Annotated in this window: 15 protein-coding genes; 8 read left to right on the top strand and 7 right to left on the bottom strand. The window is 72.0% G+C overall.

The window, feature by feature from the left end; translation table 11 throughout:
* Together ACFSNB_RS00075 and ACFSNB_RS00070 are read right to left on the bottom strand one after the other, a co-directional pair.
* Complete coding sequence (locus ACFSNB_RS00075) at positions 1 to 960, bottom strand: glycosyltransferase family 2 protein (protein ID WP_377313308.1); 960 nt, start codon at positions 958 to 960, stop codon at positions 1 to 3.
* Positions 950 to 2,005: a DegT/DnrJ/EryC1/StrS family aminotransferase gene (locus ACFSNB_RS00070; RefSeq protein WP_377313306.1), complete on the bottom strand. Its 1,056-nt coding sequence runs from the start codon at positions 2,003 to 2,005 to the stop codon at positions 950 to 952. The genes ACFSNB_RS00075 and ACFSNB_RS00070 overlap by 11 nt, the downstream gene beginning before the upstream one ends.
* Positions 2,006 to 2,423: 418 nt before the next feature.
* Here ACFSNB_RS00070 and aspS point away from each other — a divergent pair, with 418 nt between their 5' ends.
* A complete protein-coding gene (gene aspS, locus ACFSNB_RS00065) occupies positions 2,424 to 4,214 on the top strand; it encodes an aspartate--tRNA ligase (protein WP_377313304.1) in 1,791 nt (596 codons plus the stop codon).
* Positions 4,215 to 4,274: 60 nt separating this feature from the next.
* On the opposite strand, the gene ACFSNB_RS00060 is transcribed toward aspS, so the two are convergent.
* From ACFSNB_RS00060 to mce, 3 genes are all read right to left on the bottom strand, one after another.
* Positions 4,275 to 4,928: a hypothetical protein gene (locus tag ACFSNB_RS00060; RefSeq protein WP_377313302.1), complete on the bottom strand. Its 654-nt coding sequence runs from the start codon at positions 4,926 to 4,928 to the stop codon at positions 4,275 to 4,277.
* Between the two features lie 156 nt (positions 4,929 to 5,084).
* On the bottom strand, positions 5,085 to 5,624 hold the full coding sequence (locus ACFSNB_RS00055; protein ID WP_377313300.1) for a DNA-3-methyladenine glycosylase I: 540 nt from the start codon (positions 5,622 to 5,624) through the stop codon (positions 5,085 to 5,087).
* A 14-nt stretch (positions 5,625 to 5,638) separates the two neighbouring features.
* Complete coding sequence (gene mce, locus ACFSNB_RS00050) at positions 5,639 to 6,043, bottom strand: methylmalonyl-CoA epimerase (protein ID WP_377313298.1); 405 nt, start codon at positions 6,041 to 6,043, stop codon at positions 5,639 to 5,641.
* A gap of 174 nt (positions 6,044 to 6,217) precedes the next feature.
* Between mce and ACFSNB_RS00045 the strand changes: the two genes are divergently transcribed.
* The 6 genes from ACFSNB_RS00045 (at position 6,218) to ACFSNB_RS00020 (ending at position 15,974) form a co-directional block, all read left to right on the top strand.
* Positions 6,218 to 8,575 (top strand): penicillin acylase family protein, encoded by a 2,358-nt coding sequence (locus ACFSNB_RS00045; RefSeq protein ID WP_377313296.1) that lies wholly within the window; start codon positions 6,218 to 6,220, stop codon positions 8,573 to 8,575.
* Between the two features lie 201 nt (positions 8,576 to 8,776).
* Complete coding sequence (locus ACFSNB_RS00040; RefSeq protein WP_377313294.1) at positions 8,777 to 9,688, top strand: EamA family transporter; 912 nt, start codon at positions 8,777 to 8,779, stop codon at positions 9,686 to 9,688.
* Positions 9,689 to 9,892: 204 nt separating this feature from the next.
* On the top strand, positions 9,893 to 11,158 hold the full coding sequence (locus ACFSNB_RS00035; protein WP_377313293.1) for a TolC family protein: 1,266 nt from the start codon (positions 9,893 to 9,895) through the stop codon (positions 11,156 to 11,158).
* Complete coding sequence (locus tag ACFSNB_RS00030) at positions 11,158 to 12,312, top strand: efflux RND transporter periplasmic adaptor subunit (RefSeq protein WP_377313291.1); 1,155 nt, start codon at positions 11,158 to 11,160, stop codon at positions 12,310 to 12,312. The genes ACFSNB_RS00035 and ACFSNB_RS00030 overlap by 1 nt, the downstream gene beginning before the upstream one ends.
* An 85-nt stretch (positions 12,313 to 12,397) precedes the next feature.
* Positions 12,398 to 15,562 (top strand): efflux RND transporter permease subunit, encoded by a 3,165-nt coding sequence (locus ACFSNB_RS00025; RefSeq protein ID WP_377313290.1) that lies wholly within the window; start codon positions 12,398 to 12,400, stop codon positions 15,560 to 15,562.
* 28 nt (positions 15,563 to 15,590) lie between these two features.
* On the top strand, positions 15,591 to 15,974 hold the full coding sequence (locus tag ACFSNB_RS00020) for a cupredoxin domain-containing protein (protein ID WP_377313288.1): 384 nt from the start codon (positions 15,591 to 15,593) through the stop codon (positions 15,972 to 15,974).
* 7 nt (positions 15,975 to 15,981) lie between these two features.
* On the opposite strand, the gene ACFSNB_RS00015 is transcribed toward ACFSNB_RS00020, so the two are convergent.
* On the bottom strand, positions 15,982 to 16,695 hold the full coding sequence (locus ACFSNB_RS00015) for an alpha/beta fold hydrolase (RefSeq protein ID WP_377313286.1): 714 nt from the start codon (positions 16,693 to 16,695) through the stop codon (positions 15,982 to 15,984).
* A 34-nt stretch (positions 16,696 to 16,729) separates the two neighbouring features.
* Positions 16,730 to 17,305 carry a hydrolase gene (locus ACFSNB_RS00010; RefSeq protein WP_377313284.1) on the bottom strand — a complete coding sequence of 192 codons (576 nt, stop codon included), beginning with the start codon at positions 17,303 to 17,305 and terminating at the stop codon, positions 16,730 to 16,732.
* Between the two features lie 196 nt (positions 17,306 to 17,501).
* On the opposite strand from ACFSNB_RS00010, the gene ACFSNB_RS00005 reads away from it, so the two are divergent.
* The coding region (locus ACFSNB_RS00005; RefSeq protein ID WP_377313282.1) for a DEAD/DEAH box helicase at positions 17,502 to 18,800 on the top strand (1,299 nt) is incomplete at its 3' end.

Raw genomic sequence — 18,800 nt, 5'->3', positions numbered from 1 at the left:
CTAGTCCCGTCCGAACCGCCGCGTCTCGCTGACGATCGCCAGCGGCCGCCGCTTGGTGTTTTCATAGGTGCGCCAGGCGTAATGCCCGACCAGTCCGATCCCCAGGGTGTTGAGGGCGCCGAAGAACATCACCATCAGCAGGGTCTGGGCATAGCCCGGCACGGTGATCACCCCGAGCAGGCGGGCGACCACGGTGACCAGCCCGATCACCGACATCACCAGGGTGCCGACCAGCCCGAACAGCGACAGCAGCCGGATCGGCAGGTCGGTGAAGGCGAACAGATTGTCGAGCAGATAATCGAACCGCTTGCGCAGGCTCCAGCCGCTGCGGCCATGGCGGCGGGCGCGGCGGCGATAGCCGACCTCGACCCGGCGGAAGCCGACCCAGTAGACCAGCCCGACCAGCGAGCTGTGCGCCTCGCCCAGCCGCACCAGCTGGTCGCGCACGGTTTCGGTGCAGGCGAACAGATCGACCCCGCCCGCCGGCATCTCGTGATTGACCAGCCGGCGGTAGAGCCGCCAGAACAGCGCCGAGCCGAGCCGGGTGCCGGCCGGATCCTCGCGCCCCTCGCGCACGCCGACGACGATGTCGGCCGATCCGCCGACCAGCGGTTCAAGGAAGGAAACCAGCAGCTCGGGCGGTTCCTGGAGATCGGCGGCGATCATCCCGACATGGCGCCCGCGCGCGGCGGCCAGCCCGGTGCGGATCGCCGCGAACGAGCCGAAATTGCGGCTGTGGCGGATCAACTGGGCCGGAAACGACACCGTCGGCAGCAGCCGTTCCAGCACCGACGCGCTGTCGTCGGGGCTGCCGTCGATCACGAACACCGCCTCGGTGACCAGGGCGAAACGGTCGCGCACCGTCGCCGCCACCTGATCGAGCACCGCCACCAGCTCGGGCAACGAGGCGGCGTTGTTGTAGACGGGAATGACGATCGAATACACCGGCTCACCACGCATTGACGGCATCGATGACGGCCGCGACCTCGTCATCCTCCAGCTCGGGATAGCAGGGCAGCGACAGGATCTCGGCCGCCCGCCGCTCGGTCACCGGCAGCGTCCCGGCCCCGGCGTCGGCGTCGCGCCAGCCGGGCTGGCGATGGTCGGGCACCGGGTAATGCACCGCGCAGCCGATCCCCCGCGCGGCGAGATGGGCGGCCAGCGCGTCACGCCCGGCGCAGCGCAGCACGAACAGATGGGCGACGTCGTCGGCGCCGCCGGGCGGCGGGCAGACCACCCGGGGATGGCGCAGCCCGGCGCGGTAGCGGTCGGCGATGGCGCGGCGGCGGCGGTTCCAGCCGTCGAGCGCCGGCAGCCCGACCCGCAGGAACGCCGCCTGCATCTCGTCGAGCCGGCTGTTGCGCCCGCCCGGCAGCTCGACATGGTATTTGTCGCCCCAGCCATATTGGCGCAGGGCGCGGAGCCGCCCGGCCAGGGCCGGATCGTCGGTGACCAGGGCGCCGCCGTCGCCGAGCGCGCCGAGATTCTTGGTCGGGTAGAAGCTGAAGCAGCCGACCGCGCCGAAGGCCCCGGCCCGCCTTCCGTCGCGTTGCGCCCCGTGGGCCTGGGCGCAATCCTCGATCACCGCCACCCGGCGCGGCCGGCACAGCGCCAGGATCTCCGCCATCGGCGCCAGCCGGCCGTAGAGATGGGGCACGATCAGCGCCGCCACCGGCCCCGCCGCCAGCAGCGGCCCCAGGGCGGCGGGATCGAGCAGACCGGTCTCGGCCGCGACATCGACATAACGGGGGGTGGCGCCGACCGCCAGGATCGCGGCGGTGGCATAGAAGCCGGCATTGGCGACGGTGACGACCACCGCCCCCGGCCCCAGCCCGAGGGCGCGCAACGCCAGTTCCAGCGCGTCGCTGCCGCTGGCGACGCCGACGGCGTGGGCGAGGCCGCAATAGGCGGCGAATTCGCGCTCGAATCCGTCCAGTTCCGGGCCGAGAACATACCAGCCGCCAGCGATCACCCGCCGGGCGGTGGCGTCGAGCACTTCCGCCATCGCCGCGCTCCGCCGGGACAGGTCATTGAACGCGATACCCCCGGCCATCCCCGAACCCGTCGTGCAATCAAGCGCTTATACCGAGGTCGGCACGTTAGCGGGTTTCCCCCGGCGAGGCAAGGTCCGGACAATTTATGGTAAGGCCGGACATCGAAAGATCGCCCCAGGCAGGATGTGGGCGCCGCCCACACCCGGCCCCGGGCCGAGGGCCCTTTGGATCCCGTCGAGGGTCGGGAGTCCGCAGGACAAGGCCTGGGGTCCAAGGGCCTTGTGGCCCTCGGCGGGTGCGGGCGGCGCCCGCTGCTTTCCTTCCCTCGGAACCACGCGATTCCCGCCTTGACAAACCGGGGCGGCCGGTGCGTTTCTTCGCGGTTCCGGGCCGCGAGGCCGTCCGAAGAAGCACGGAGTCACCCCCACCATGCACGTCTACCGCACCCACACCTGCGGCCAGTTGCGGGCCAGCGATGCCGGCAGCCAGGTTCGGCTGTCGGGCTGGGTCCACCGCAAGCGCGACCACGGCAACCTGCTGTTCGTCGATCTGCGCGACCATTATGGCGTGACCCAGTGCGTCGCCGACATTTCGAGCCCGGTGTTCTCGATCCTCGAAGGCGCCCGGCCGGAAAGCGTGGTCACCGTCACCGGCGAGGTGGTGCTGCGCTCGGCCGAGACGGTCAATCCCCGCCTGCCCAGCGGCGAGATCGAGCTGAAGGTGGCGGCGGTCGAGATCCAGGCGATGGCCGAGGTGCTGCCGATGCAGGTGGCCGGCGAGCAGGAATACCCCGAGGACATGCGGCTGAAATACCGCTTCCTCGACCTGCGGCGCGAGGACGTCCACGCCAACATGATCCTGCGCGCCAAGGTGATCGCCTATCTGCGCAACGCGATGCAGGCCCAGGGCTTCACCGAGTTCCAGACTCCGATCCTGACCGCCAGCAGCCCGGAAGGGGCGCGCGACTATCTGGTGCCGTCGCGCCTGCATCCCGGCAAGTTCTACGCCCTGCCCCAGGCGCCGCAGCAGTTCAAGCAGCTGCTGATGGTCGCCGGCTTCGACCGCTATTTCCAGATCGCCCCCTGTTTCCGTGACGAGGCCGGGCGCGCCGACCGCAGCCCGGGCGAGTTCTACCAGCTCGATTTCGAGATGAGCTACGTCACCCAGGACGACGTGTTCGCCGCGATCGAGCCGGTGCTGGAAGGGGTGTTCCGCGAATTCGGCGGCGGCCGCGCCGTCACGCCGGCGCCGTTCCCCCGCATCCCCTATGCCGAGGCGATGCTGAAATACGGCTCGGACAAGCCCGATTTGCGCAACCCGATCGTCATCGCCGACGTCACCGAGGCGTTCCGCGATTCGGGCTTCGGCCTGTTCGCCAAGCTGGTGGCCCAGGGCGCGGTGGTGCGCGCCATCCCGGCCCCCGGCGCCGCCACCCAGCCGCGCTCGTGGTTCGACAAGCTCAATGAATGGGCGCGCGAGAACGGCGCCGGCGGGCTCGGCTACATCCAGTTCGCCGCCGACGGCCCCAAGGGTCCGATCGCCAAGAATCTCGACCCCGAGCGGGTCGCGCAGATCCGGGCCGCCGCCAACCTCCAGGACGGCGACGCGGTGTTCTTCGCCTGCGACAAGGCGCTCCCGGCGGCCAAGTTCGCCGGTCAGGTCCGCATCAAGCTGGGCAACGAGCTGGATCTGCTCGAAAAGGACGTGTTCAAGTTCTGCTGGACCGTCGATTTCCCGATGTACGAGCTGAACGAGGACACCGGGTTGGTCGAGTTCTCGCACAACCCGTTCTCGATGCCGCAGGGCGGCATGGAAGCGCTGCTGACCCAGGACCCGCTGACCATCAACGCCTATCAGTACGACATCATCTGTAACGGCGTCGAACTGTCGTCGGGCGCGATCCGCAACCATCGCCCCGACATCATGTACAAGGCGTTCGAGATCGCCGGCTACAGCGCCGCCCATGTCGAGGAGCATTTCGGCGGCATGCTCAACGCCTTCAAGTACGGCGCGCCCCCGCATGGCGGCGCGGCGCCGGGGGTCGATCGCATCGTGATGCTGCTGGCCGACGAGCCCAACATCCGCGAGGTGATCCTGTTCCCGATGAACCAGCAGGCCCAGGATCTGCTGATGCAGGCGCCCGCCGCCGTCCTGCCGGAACGGCTGCGCGAACTGCACATCAAGCTCGACCTGCCCAAGACCGCCAAGAAGGAGGCCTGAGCCTCCGCGCCATCCGCCCCCCTCCGGAGCCCTCTCCTCCGGAGAGCGGGGCGGACGGTCCTAATGGATCGTCAGCCAGGGCGCCTTGTATTCGAACGCCCCGTCGGCACCGCTGTCGAACTGGGCGGCGAAATCGGCCTGGACCGCCTCGGCCGCCGCGTCGGCGAACATCGCCTTGAGGATCAGCCGCTCGCCGACCGGCTCGGCCTCGACCGCCACCACATGCTCCAGATGCTTGCCCAGCATCGCGCTGAGGAAGGTCTGGTGCCGGATCTGCGGCCCGTCGGGCAGGATCAGCTCCATCTGCGGCTTCCATTCACCCTCGGCCAGATCGCGGGCGTGGCGAACCTCGCCCTGCAACTGCGCCCGCACCCCGGGGCCCCGGCGCAGCCACCACGGATGGGCGTCGAGCCAGGCGAGATCGGCCCCGGTCGCGTCGCGAAACGCGTCGGCGCCGTCACGGACGACGAAGGCGGTGATCCCGGCAAGGAAACCGAACCCCTCGTCACGGGTCGGTACCACCACCATCGCGTTGATGGCGTCCAGGTCGCGCACATCCTCGTAGAACAGGGCGAACCGGTCTTCGAGGAAGGATTCGTCGCGCCGGGCCTGGATCAGGGGACGGTCCCCGGCGGCCGCGAGCGTCGGGCTGTCGCCGTCGATGCCCGCTTCGGCGAGATGAAGGGTCTCGCCATCCCAGATGATCACTTGCACGTTCCACACTCCTTTTCTTGTCGGAACCGGAGTGATGGTGGCCGATCCTTGCCGCGCCGACAAGAATCGGTCGTTTTTATGGGCTCCGCCCATACCCGCCAAGGGCCGCAAGGCCCTTGGAACCCGTCAATTGTCGGGCGCGGCGAGGACAAGGGATCAGCCGCCGCGCGCCCAGGGCGGATCGAGGGCGCGGATGCGGGCCTGGACCGGGCAATCCTCGCGGTGGGCGCCGGGCAGGATGGCGATGCTCATCAGGAACTCGCCGACCACCTCGCCGCCGGTGAAGCGGAAGGTCTGGCCGAACAGCCGCACCCAGGAAGCCTTGTCACGGGGATGGTGGGCGGCGATCCAGGCGGCGAACGAGCCATGTTCGGCCCGCAGCCGTTCGACGGTCGCGGCGTTGGCGATCACCGCGTCGATCTTGCGGCGGTTGCGGATGATGCCGGCATCGGCCAGCAGGCGGGCGCGCTCGGCCTCGCCATAGGCGGCGACCCGGGCCGGCTCGAACCCGTCGAAGGCGGCGACCAGCGCCGGCCGCTTCTTCAGCACGATCAGCCAGGACAGCCCGGCCTGGAAGATTTCGAGACAGAGCCGCTCGAACAGCGCCCGGTCGTCGTCGAGCGGGAAGCCGTATTCCTGCTCGTGATAGGGGCCATGGAAGGGATGGCCGGGGGCGACGTCGCAATATCCGCTCATCGCCCCCTCCGCCGTCAGGCCTGTTCCAGCTCGACCAGGGTGCCGAGGAAGTCCTTGGGATGGAGGAACAGCACCGGCTTGCCGTGGGCGCCGATCTTCGGCTCGCCGTCGCCCAGCACCCGGGCGCCGCTGGCCTTGAGCCGGTCGCGGGCGGCGAGGATGTCCTCGACCTCGTAGCAGATGTGATGGATGCCCCCGGCCGGGTTCTTGGCGAGGAAGCCGGCCAGCGGCGAGCTGTCGCCGAGCGGATGGACCAGCTCGATCTTGGTGTTGGGCAGGGTGACGAACACCACGGTGACGCCATGGGCCGGCTGGTCGAGCGGCTCGGACACCGAGGCGCCGAGGGTGTCGCGATACAGCGCGGCGGCGGCGGCCAGATCCGGCACCGCCAGGGCGACGTGGTTCAACTTTCCGATCATCTTGCGAACTCGATATCCATTGCGGTGAGAGCACAGCAGCCTGCCCCTATAGCACGCCGGCCGGCCCGCGCCCAGTCCCGCCGAGGCCGCTTTCGCTTTACAGCTTCGGGGGGATGGCGGTACCTGTGGATATGTCGGCAGCGACATCCGGCTTCAACCAGGGTGGGGACACGCATGGTCACGGAACTCGCCGCGGCCGCCGGCCGTCCGCTCCGCCGTCGCCGGCTGCGGACCGCCGCCGGCTTCGCCCTGCTCGGCCTGCTGCTGGCGGTCGCGGCGGGCTGGCTGTGGCTGATGAGCCCGCTGCCCCGCCTGTCGGGGCGGATCGAACTGGCCGGGCTGTCCCAGCCGGTCACCATCGCCCGTGACGAATATGGCGTGCCCCATCTGCGCGCCGCCAGCCGCGACGATCTGTGGTTCGCGCTCGGCTTCGTCCACGCCCAGGACCGCTTCGCCCAGATGGAGCTGATGCGCCGGGCCGGGTCGGGCCGGCTGGCCGAACTGGTCGGGCCGGCCGGGCTCGACAATGACCGCTTCATGCGCACCCTCGGCCTGCGCCGCCTCGCCGAGGCCACCCTGCCCCGGCTCGACCCCGCCACCCGCGCGGCGCTGGGCGCCTATGCCGCCGGGGTCAATGCCTGGCTGGCCCAGCCCGGCCGCTCGCTGCCGCTTGAGCTGACCCTGCTGGGCGACAGCCCCGAGCCGTGGCAGGCGGCGGATTCGCTGCTGTGGCACAAGCTGATGGCGCTCAACCTGTCCGGGGCGTGGCGCGACGACATCCTGCGCGCCCGCCTGCTGCGCCATCTGCCGCCGCAGCGGCTGCGCGAACTGTTCCCCGGCCTGGGCGACGGCGCCGCCTTGTCGGACGCGGGCGCCCGCGCCCTGCTCGCCGCGCTGCCGGCGGCGGCGCGGGCCGAGCCGGCCTCGAACATCTGGGTGGTGGCGGGCGGCCGCAGCGCCAGCGGCAAGCCGCTGCTGGCCAACGACCCCCATCTCGGCCTCGCCACCCCCTCGCCCTGGTATCTCGCCGAACTGGAGGCGCCGGGGCTGCATGTGGTCGGGGCCACCGCCCCCGGCCTGCCCTTTCCGGTGATCGGCCGCACCGACCGCTTCGCCTGGGGGATCACCTCGGCCGAGGCCGACACCGTCGATCTGTTCGTCGAGAAGCTGGAGGGCGAGCGGGGCTACCGCACCCCGGAGGGGATCCGCCCGTTCACCACCCGCGACGAGACGATCCGGGTCAAGGGCGGCGCCGACGTGGCCATGACCGTGCGCGAGACCCGGCACGGCCCGGTGATCTCCGACCTGATCGCCCCCGATCTGGCCGGGCCGGGCGAGGTGGTGGCGCTGGCCGCCACCCTGCTGTCGAACGACGATCCGGCGGCGCAGGCGCTGATGCGGATCGGGCTGGCCCAGGACTGGGCGGGGGTGTCGGCCGCGCTGCGCGAGGTGCAGGCCCCGGCGCTCAACATCGGCTATGCCGACCGCGACGGCACCATCGCCCTGGCCACCATCGGCCGGATTCCGTTGCGGCGCAACGCCAGCGGGCTGCTGCCGGCCAAGGGCTGGACCGGCAATGGCGACTGGATCGGCTGGCTGCCGCCCGGCCGGCTGCCGCAGACGGTCAATCCGCGCGGCGGGGTGCTGATCAACGCCAACGACCGCCCCACCACCGATTCCAAGCTGGCGGCGCAGATCGCCGGGGCGTGGCCGCCGCCCTACCGCAGCCGCCGGCTGCACGAACTGCTCGACCAGCGCCGCGACCTGACCGCCGAGGCGATGAACGCGATCCAGGGCGACATCGTCTCGTTGCAGGCGGTCGAGCTGAAGGACCTGCTGGCGGCGGTCGAGCCGGCCTCGGAACGCGGCCGCGCCGCGGTGCGGCTGCTGGCCGACTGGACCGGCGAGGCCAGCCGCGACCGCCCCGAACCGCTGCTGCTGGCGAGCTGGGCCCAGCATCTGGCCCAGGCGATCTTCGCCGACGAGGCGCCCGAACTGGCCGAGCCGGACGCCCCCGCCCGCATCGCCCTGCTGATCGAGGTGCTGACCCACCATCGCGGCTGGTGCGACGACGTCTCGACCCCGGCGGTGGAAGGCTGCGACGAGATGATCGAACGCAGCCTGGAACAGACCCTGACCGACCTGCGCGCCGACTGGCACCGCGAGCCGGCGGCGCTGCGCTGGGGCGAGGCCCACGCCGCCCGCTTCGTCCCGCCGGTGCTGGCCCGGGTGCCGCTGCTGCGCGACTGGGCCGCCCGCACCGTGCCGACCGACGGCGACAACGCCACCGTCAACCAGGGCGGCTACCGCCTCGACGGGCCGCGCTTCCCCCATGTCCACGGCCCCGGGCTGCGCGCGGTGTTCGACCTCGCCGATCCCGCCGCCAGCCGCTTCGTCATCGTCCCCGGCCAGTCGGCCCACCCCCAGTCGCCCCATTACGCCGACCTGCTGCGGGCGTGGCGCGACAATCGGCCGGTCCGGCTCGACGGTGGCGGGACCTGGCTGCTGACCCTGGCGCCGCCGGCGGAGTAACGCGCATACCATGAAGTTATGCGGGCTCCGCCCACACCCGCCAAGGGCCGCAAGGCCCTTGGAACCCATTGGGGGTCGGGCATGGACCGGCCTTTCAGCTTGGGCGCGGGCGTTTGCCGCGCGAAGGGCAGGGAAAGGGATCCAAGGGCCTTCGGCCCTTGGCGGGTGTGGGCGGAGCCCGCGAGGGGAAGGAGGAACAGGATGGGATGGCTGTTGGGCTGGCCGCTGCTGACGGTGGCGGCGGCGGCGGCGCAGACCGCGCGCAACGCGATGCAGCGGGATCTGACCGGGCGGCTGGGCACGGTCGGCGCGACCCATGTCCGCTTCCTGTTCGGGGCGCCGTTCGCGCTGCTGTTCCTGGGCGGGCTGGTGCTGGCCTCGGGCGAGGCGCCGCCGCTGCCGCCGGCCTCGTTCTGGGGCTGGGTGGTGGCGGGGGCGCTGACCCAGGTGCTGGCGACCGCGCTGATGCTGGCGACGATGAGCCGGCGTTCGTTCGTGGTCTCGACCGCCTACATCAAGACCGAGCCGGTCCAGGTGGCGCTGTTCGGGCTGGTGCTGCTGGGTGATCCGCTGCGCCTGTCCACCGCGCTGGCGATCGGGCTGGCGACCCTGGGGGTGATCCTGCTGGCGCGACGGGGCGACGGCGCCGCCGCCGACCGCCGCGACGGCCTGACCGCCGCCGGGCTGGGCCTGGGGGCGGCGGCGCTGTTCGCGCTGTCGGCGGTGGGATTTCGCGGCGCGGTGACCAGCCTGCCGCATGCCGACCTGCTGACGGCCGCCGCCGTCACCCTGGCGGCGGCGCTGACCCTCCAGGCCGCCGCGCTGTCGCTGTATCTGCTGTGGCGGCAACGGGCGACCCTGGTCGCGCTGCTGCGCCTGTGGCGCCCGTCGCTGCTGGCCGGGCTGATGGGGGCGCTGGCCTCGCAATTCTGGTTCCTGGCCTTTGCCCAGACCAGCGCCGCCAATGTCCGCACCCTGGCCCTGATCGAGGTGCCGTTCGCCCAGTTCGTCGCCCTGCGCGCCTTCCGCCAGCGCCCCAGCCGCCGCGACAGCCTCGGCATCCTGCTGATCGTCTTCGGCTGTCTCCTGTTGCTCCATAGTGAAATGAACTGAAAAAACCGGAGGCTTGGAGGCGGCGCCTCCAAGCGGGGCGCGGGGCGGCAGCCCCGCTTGCCTGCGGCTTTTACTTACAATGACTTTTGCCATATCCCCTCCCCTTCCATGAACGCTTGATGAACCCGCCATTCACGGCAGGGTCATCGCCCCGGCGCTAGGGTCGTCTTGTGCTTTTCCTCCCCCGCACAGGACGCCCCGCCCGTGTTCCGTACCGTCTCCTCCGCCCCGCTGCTGCTGTCCGCCCTGCTGCTGTCCTGCCCCGTCGTCGCCGCCGAGGCGCCGCTGGCGCCGTGGCGGCCGTTCCTCGACCGGGTGCTGTCCGACCACCCCCGCGCCGCCCAGGCCGAAAGCGGCGTCGCCCAGGCCGAGGCCGAGGCCGAGGTGCTGGCCCAGCCGCTCTACAATCCCGAGATCGGCTATGCCGGCGAATACAAACGCAGCCCGGCCGGCAGCGGCAGCGACAGCGTCGGCGACACCAGCCTGAAATCGGTGGTCGAGGTGGCGCTGACCACCGATTTCGGGGTCAAGCAGGAAAGCCGCCGCCTGATCGGCCAGCGCGGCATCGCGGTGGCCCGGGCGGATTCGGCCGAGGCGCGGCTGGCCCTGGCCGGCGAGGCGCTGGCCGGGCTGGCGCGGTTCCAGGGCGCCCGCCGCCAGGAGGCGCTGGCCGCCCGCCAGCAGGCGGCGATGGACTCGTTCCTGCGGCTGGCCGAGCGGCTGCGCCAGGCCGGCGACAGTTCCGCCGCCGACCTCGCCCTCGCCCGCCTTGCCCTGGCCGAGACGGCGCGGGTTGCTGCCGACGCCCGGATCGAACTGGCCCAGGCGCGCGAGGCGCTGCGGGGCCTGTGCGATTGCGATCCGGCCGGGATCGCCGCCCTGCCCGACCCGCTGTCGCCCGAGCTGCTGGGCGGCCCGGGGGGCGACGAGGCCCGGCTCGACGATCTGCCGGCGGTGCAGGCCGGCCGGGCCCGGATCGAGACGGCGCGGGCCGACCTGCGGCTGGCCCGCGACGAGCGGGTGCCCGACCCGACCTTCCGCCTCGGCGGCGGGCGGGACGGTTCGGCGACGCTGGTGACCTTCGGGGTGTCGCTGCCGATCCCGGTGCTGAATTCCGGCTCGGCCCGGGTGGTCAGCGCCGGGCGCGGCCTCGCCAGCGCCGAGGCGGCGGAGATGACCGCCCGCCGCGCCGCCCGCACCGAGATCGCCGCCACCCGCGCCGCCGCCACCGAGGCATGGCAGGGCTGGCAGGCGTGGCGGGCCCAGGCCGGCGCGCCGCTCGACCAGCAGATCGCCCTGCTCGACCGGCTGTGGGTCGGGCGCGAGATTTCCGCCACCGACTATTTCGTCCAGTTGCGCGAGACCGTGCGCGCCGCCCAGCAGGGGGCCGAGCTGTGGACCCGGGCCTGGACCACCCTGGCCGACGGCCTGCGCGCCGCCAACCGCATCGATAATGTCGTGGGGCTGTGATGAAGATGATCCGCCGCCTGCTGCCGCTTTCGCTCGCCGCCCTGGCCGGTGCCGCCGTCGCCGGCGGGCTGGCCTTCGCCGTCGCCCCGTCCGGGGAACCGGCCGCCCCGCCCGCCCCCGCCGCGCCACCCGCCGCGCTCCAGCCCGCCGCCGGGCAGACCCTCTCCGACGCGCAGCGCGCCGCCGCCGGGGTGACGATCGGCACCGCCGAGCGGCGCGCCCTGGCCGGCCGCGAGACGGTGCCCGGGCTGGTCCAGGCCAACGCCTACCGCTCCGCTTTGGTGTCGAGCCGGATCGCCGGGGTGGTGCAGCAGCGCCACGCCACCCTGGGCCAGACGGTGCGGGCCGGCCAGCCGCTCGCCACCCTGTTCAGCCCCGAGATCGCCGAGGCCCAGGCCGCGTTCCTGCTGGCCGAGCAGGAATGGCGCCGGGTGCGCGAGATCGGCCGCGACATCGTCGCCGGCCGGCGCTGGGCCGAGGCCGAGATCGGCCGCGAGGCCGCCCGCGCCCGGCTGACCACCCTCGGCCTGCCCGCCGGTCAGGTCGAGGCGCTGGCCCGCGCGGGCCGGCTGGCCAGCCCCGGGCTGCTGACCCTGGCCGCCCCCCAGGCCGGGATCGTCACCGCCGATGCGTTCCGGGTCGGCGAGCGGGTGGAGGCCGGTCACCCGCTGTTCGAGGTCTCCGATCCGGCGACGATGTGGGTCGAGGCGCGGCTGCCCCCGGCCCTGGCCGCCAGCGCCGCCCCGGGCGCGCAAGCGTGGGTGCTGGCCGGCGGCGAACGCCTGCCGGCCGAGATCCGCCAGATCCTGCCGGCGCTCGACGAGCAGACCCGCACCCTCGGCCTGCGGCTGGAGGTGGCCAATCCCGGCCGCAGGCTGACCCCCGGCCAGTTCGTCCAGGCCGAGATCGCCGCGCCGCCGCGCGAGGCGGTGGTGGTGCCGGCCGGGGCGGTCGGGCGCGACGGCGACGGCCACGACACCGTGTTCGTGGTCGAGACCGATGGACGCTTCATCCCCCGCGCGGTGACGGTGAGTGCCGCCGTCGACGGGCTGGCGGCGGTCGAGGGATTGGCCCCCGGCACCCGGATCGCCACCGCCGGGGTGTTCCTGCTCCAGTCGGAACTGGCCAAGGGCGCCGCCCCCGACCGTCCCTGACCCGATCCTCCGCCCCGCCGTCTCCCCGCCGCCGGCCCCGCCGGCGCCGGACGCCCCCCTTTTGCCCGCAAAGCGACCCGCCGCCATGCTCAACCGCCTGATCGACCTCGGCATCGACCACCGCCAGATCGTCGTCCTCGCCCTGCTGGCGCTGGTCGCCGCCGCCGCGCTGGTGCTGCCCCGGCTCAATCTCGACGCCTTCCCCGACGTCACCAACGTCCAGGTGGTGGTCAACACCGAGGCCCCCGGCCTCGCCGCCGAGGAGGTCGAGCAGTTGATCACCTATCCAGTCGAGGCGGTGATGCATTCCGCCCCTGCGGTGGCCGAGGTCCGCTCGGTGTCGCGCACCGGCCTGTCGGTGGTGACGGTGGTGTTCAAGGAGGGCACCGACCTCTATTTCGCCCGACAGATGGTGTTCGAGCGGTTGCAGACCGCCCGCGCCCAGATCCCTGCCGCCGCCGGCCAGCCGCAGATCGGTCCCGACACCTCGGGGATCGGTCAGGTGTTCCAGTACGTGCTGCGCGCCGACGATCCGGCCCGGCACGACCTGATCGCCCTGCGCGGCCTCAACGACTGGGTGGTCAAGCTGCTGCTGATGCCGGTCGAGGGGGTGACCCAGGTGCTGTCGTTCGGCGGCGAGGTGCGCCAGTACCAAGTGCGGGTCGATCCCGACCGGCTGCTGGCCTACCGCCTGCGCATCGACGACGTGCGCGCCGCGATCGCCGCCAGCAACCACAATGTCGGCGGCCTGTTCCTCGACCAGGGCGCCGAGCAATTGGTGATCCGCGGCATCGGCATGATGCGCGGCGGCGCCCAGGGCCTCGCCGATCTCGGCGCGGTGCCGGTCAAGCAGGAGCGCGGCGTGGTGGTGCGGGTGCGCGACGTCGCCGAGATCGGCTTCGGCGGCGAGGTGCGCCAGGGCGCGGTGACGATGACCACCCGCGCCGATGACGGCACCGTCACCGCGCGCGGCGAAGTGGTGACCGGGATCGTGCTGAAGCGGGTCGGCGCCAACACCAAGGCGACCATCGACGGGATCGAGGCGCGGCTGCCGCTGATCCGGCAGGCGCTGCCGGCCGGCGTCACGCTGGAGCCGGTCTACGACCAGGCCGATCTGGTCGCCAAGGCAGTGGCGACGGTGACCCGGGCGATGCTGGAAACCTTCGTCCTGATCGTGGTGGTGCTGATCCTGTTCCTGATGAACCTGCGCGCGGCGCTGCTGGTGATGCTGAGCGTGCCGGTGTCGGCCGGGCTGGCGCTGATGGCGATGGCCTGGCTCGGGATGTCGGCCAACCTGATGTCGCTCGGCGGGCTGACCATCGCCATCGGCATGATGGTCGATGGCTCGGTGGTGATGATGGAGAACATCTTCGTCCATCTCGCCCGCCCCGGCGCGACCGAGGGCGGTGGCGGGCTGGCGCTCCGGATCCAGCAGGCGGCGCGCGAGGTCAGCCGGCCGGTGTTCTTCGCGGTGGTGATCATCATCGTGGTGTTCGCCCCGCTGTTCAGCCTGGAAGGGGTCGAGGGCAAGCTGTTCCAGCCGATGGCGGTCAGCATCGTGCTGGCGATGGCCGCCTCGCTGCTGGTGGCGCTGGTGGTGCTGCCGGCGCTGGCGACCACCCTGCTGGCCGGCGGGATCCGTCACCGCGACAGCTGGGTGTTCCCACCGTTCGAGCGGCTCTATGCCCGGGCGCTGCCGGCGGCGCTGCGGCGGCCGCGCCAGGTGGTGGCGGCGGCGCTGGCGCTGTTCATCGCCGCGCTGGCCACCCTGCCGCTGATCGGCAGCGAGTTCATGCCCGAGCTGGAGGAAGGCTCGCTCAACATCCGCGTCACCCTGCCGGCGGCGTCGAGCCTCGACACCGCGCTGGCGGTGGCCAACACCCTGGAACAGCGCCTCGCCGCCTTCCCCGAGGTAACCCTGGCCTCCAGCCGGATCGGCCGGGCCGAACTGGGCGGCGACCCCGAGCCGGTCAGCAACATCGAGATCCTGGTCGGGCTGCGCCCGCTGGCCGAATGGCGGACCGCCACCACCCGTCCCGCGCTCCAGGCGCGGATGCAGCAGGCGCTGGCCGAGCTGCCGGGGATCCAGGTGTCGTTCTCGCAGCCGATCGCCTCGCGGGTCGATGAATTGCTGTCGGGGGTCAAGGCCGAGCTGGCGATCAAGCTGTTCGGACCGGACCTCGCCGTGCTGGCGGCCAAGGGCAAGGCGATCGAGGCACTGGTGCGCCGCACCGCCGGCACAAGCGACGTGGCGATGGAGGCGATGAGCGGCGAGGCGCTGCTGACCGTCACCCCCGACCGCGACCGTCTCGCCCGCGCCGGCATCCCGGTCGGCGCGGTGATGGAGCTGGTGTCCGACGCGATCGGCGGCAGCTCCGCCGGCCAGATCATCCAGGGCAACGAACGCTACGACATCGTGGTGCGGCTGGCCCCGCGCTTCCGCGCCAGCCCCGAGGCGATCCGCGCTTTGATGCTCCAGGCCCCCGACGGCGCCTGGGTCCGGCTGGGCGAAGTCGCCAGCGTCACGATCGGCAACGGCCCGCCGCAGATCCGCCGCGACGACGTGCGCCGCCGGGTGGTGATCGAGGCCAATGTCGAGGGCCGCGACATGGGCGGGCTGGTGGCCGAACTGCGCGACTCGATCGCCCGCGAGATCGCCCTGCCCACCGGCTACAGCCTCGAATTCGGCGGCCAGTTCGAAAACCAGCAGCGGGCCCAGGCCCGGCTGATGGTGGTGGTGCCGGCCTCGCTGGCGCTGATCTTCCTGCTGCTTTACTTCGCCTTCGGCTCGCTCGGGCAGGCGGCGCTGATCATGCTGAACGTGCCCCTGGCCCTGATCGGCGGCCTGTTCGCCCTGTTCGCCAGCGGCCAGTATTTGTCGGTGCCGGGCTCGATCGGCTTCATCGCCCTGTTCGGCGTCGCGGTGCTCAACGGCGTGGTGATGGTCAATGCCATCAACCAGAACGTGCTGGGGGGGATGACCGTCCCCCGCGCCGTCGCCGCCGGCGCCCAGTCCCGCCTGCGCCCGGTGCTGATGACCGCCTTCATCGCCGCCCTCGGCCTGATCCCGATGCTGCTGTCGCACGGGGTCGGCTCCGAGGTGCAGCGCCCGCTCGCCACCGTGGTGGTCGGCGGGCTGGTGACCTCGACCCTGCTGACCCTGGTGGTGCTGCCGGTGCTGTACCGGCCGTTCTCCCGCGCCCTGCTGTGGCACTGGCGCACCACCCATCAGGCCCCGGCCGCGTCCTGATCCAATTTCAACCTAAGGAACCCATCCGATGACCAACCAACTCCGTTCCCTGCTGCTGCTGCCGCTGCTGGCCCTCGCCGCCGCCGGCTGCACCGACCGTCCGGTCCGCTCGCTGGTGATCCAGTCCGGTCAGGTCCATCCGCAGACGATCACCGTCCCGGCCCACACCCCGTTCGACCTGACCGCCGCCGCGATCGGCCCGCGCGCCGGACTGGTGACGGCGCCGGAGATCGGCCTCGCCGGGCTGGAGGCGCCGGCCAACTGGATCAACCCGATCCCGCCCAAGGGCGCGCTGTCGCCTGGCAGCCTCACCCGCAACCGGGCCGAACTGGGGCCGCTCAGCCCCGGCCGCTACCCGCTGACCTACGAAAGCGGCGGGCGGCGCCAGACCATCCTGCTGATGGTGGAATGAGCCCGGGTCAGGCGGCCGGCCGGTCAAGCCAGCGCGCGAGGGCGGCGGCGACCGCCTCGGGCCGCTCGATCGGGGCGAGATGGCCGGCATCGGCGACGATCTCCAGCACCGCGCCGGGGATCGCCGCCGCGATCGCCTGTTGCAGCTCGGGCGGAGTCAGCCGGTCGAGCCCGCCGCCCAGCACCAGGGTCGGGCAGGCGATGGTGGGCAGGGTCGGGGTCGAATCGATCCGCCCCATGATCGCCTGCTGCTGGTGGGCGAAGCCCTCCGGCCCGATCGTGTCGGCCATCGCCCGGAACAGGGCGGCCAGGGCGGAATCCTCCTGCGCCGCCGGCGAGAACAGCACCGCCGCCTGGGCGGCGACCACCTGCCCGAACCGCCCGGCGCGGGCCAGCGCGATCGCGTCGAGCCGGCGCTGGCGCTGGGCCTCGGCATCGGCATGGGCGTTGCTGCACACCAGCGCCAGCCGCTCGACCCGCTGGGGCGCACGGCGATAGATCTCCAGCGCGAGATAGCCGCCCATCGACTGGCCGCCGAGCGAGAAGCGCGGCGGCGCCGCCGCCAGCACCCGCTCGGCCATCGCCCCCAGGCTGTCGTCGCGGGCAAGGTCGGGACAGACCACCCGGACCCGCTCGGCCAGGGCCAGGGCCTGCCCCCGCCACAGACGATGGTCGCACAGCAGGCCGGACAGCAGGATCAGGGTGGGGCGGGCATCGGTCATCGGCGGGAGCCTTTCCGGGCGGCGCGATCCAGGATCAGCGGATCAGCGGCGACAATTCCTTGAATTCGGGGGTGCCGGCGCGGTGCAGCCATTCGAACAGCACCATCTCGACCGTGGCGACGGTCACCCCGGCGGCGGCGAGGCGGTCGAGCGCGGCGTGGTAATTGCCTTCGGCGCGCGAGGCGCAGGCGTCGGCCACCACCACCGGCTGATAGCCGAGCTGTTTGAAGCCGAGCGCGGTCTGGAGCACGCAGATGTGGGATTCGATCCCGGCCAGCACCACCCGGGGCCGGCCGAAGCCCTCGACCCGGGCGCGGATCGCCGGATCGGCGGCGCAGGAGAAATGCAGCTTTTCCATCACCGCGTCGTCGGGCACCAGCTCGCGCAGCTCGCCGACGGTGCGGCCGAGGCCCTTGGGATATTGTTCGGTCACCAGCAGCGGCAGGCCGAGCCGGGTCGCCGCCCGCAACAGGATCGCGCCGCCGCGATAGACCCGGCGCGGATCGAACATCGTCGGCGCCAGCGCCTCCTGGACATCGACGATCAGCAGGCAGGAGCGGTCGGCATCGATCAGCAGCGGCGTTTCGGCCGGGGCAGCGGCGGTCGGCATCGGCGGCGGGTCCTTTCCTCGGGCGGGGCGACGGGGCAAATGACGGGCGAGGTCAGGGTATCGGCCCGACCGGAAGGGTGCAATCCTTCCGTTTCACGGCATTTTCATTGACTTGACCGCGTGTTTGCCTATATAGCGACCGCACATGACATCCCCCGAACAACATGGCCGCTCGGACGGCCCGGAAAGTGCCTCGATGACGTTTGAGACTCTGGGTCTTGGCCCCGAACTTCTCAAAGCGCTGGCCGAGGTCGGATACGCGACCCCCACCCCGATTCAGGCTCAGGCCATCCCGGTGGTGCTGATGGGGCGCGACGTGCTCGGCTGCGCCCAGACCGGCACCGGCAAGACCGCGTCCTTCACCCTGCCGATGATCGAGATCCTCGCCGCCGGCCGGGCCAAGGCGCGCATGCCGCGCTCGCTGATCCTGGCGCCGACCCGCGAGCTGGCCGCCCAGGCCGCCGAGAATTTCGACAATTACGGCAAGTATCACCGCCTGACCAAGGCCCTGATCATCGGCGGCGAGTCGATGGCCGATCAGACCGCCCTGCTCGATCGCGGCGTCGATGTGCTGATCGCCACCCCCGGCCGCCTGCTCGACATGTTCGAGCGCGGCCGCATCCTGCTCAACGACGTCAAGATCCTGGTGATCGACGAAGCCGACCGGATGCTCGACATGGGCTTCATCCCCGATGTCGAACGCATCGTCAGCCTGCTGCCCAAGATCCGCCAGACCCTGTTCTTCTCGGCGACGCTGGGGCCGGAAATCCGCCGCCTCGCCGACGCGTTCCTGATCAATCCGAAGGAAATCACCGTCTCGCCCGGCAATTCGACCGCGACCACGGTGACCCAGCAGCTCGCGGTGGTCGAGGAGATCGACAAGCGCGAGACCCTGCGCCGGCTGATCCGGCTCGAGAACGTCAAGAACGCCTTCATCTTCTGCAACCGCAAGCGCGACGTCGACATTCTCTACCGCTCGCTCAAGAAGCACGGCTTCGACGTCTGCCAGCTCCATGGCGACATGGCCCAGTCGGCGCGCGGCGAGACCCTCGACAGCTTCAAGCGCGGCGACGTCAAGCTGATGGTCTGCTCCGACGTCGCGGCGCGCGGCATCGACGTCTCGGCGGTCAGCCACGTGTTCAATTTCGACGTGCCGATCCACGCCGAGGATTATGTCCACCGCATCGGCCGCACCGGCCGCGCCGGGATGGAAGGCCGCGCCTTCACCATCGCGGTGCCCGAGGACGGCAAGGCGGTGGTGGCGATCGAAAAGCTGATCGGCAAGGACATCCCCCGCATCACCATCGACGGAGTGCCGGCGCTGGATCTCGACATGACCGCCCGCAAGGGCCGGGGCGGACGCGGCAAGACCCCCGCCCGCCCGGAACGCGCCGAACGCCCGGAACGCGCCGAACGCGCCAAGCCGGCCCGCAGCGAGGACGCCCCCGCCCGGCAGCAGACCCCGGCGCCCGCGCCGGCGGCGGCCAGGGCCAGC

This window comes from Phaeospirillum tilakii, assembly GCF_042683125.1.
Classification (GTDB): domain Bacteria; phylum Pseudomonadota; class Alphaproteobacteria; order Rhodospirillales; family Magnetospirillaceae; genus Phaeospirillum; species Phaeospirillum tilakii.
This window is presented reverse-complemented; position numbering and strand designations above follow the sequence as displayed.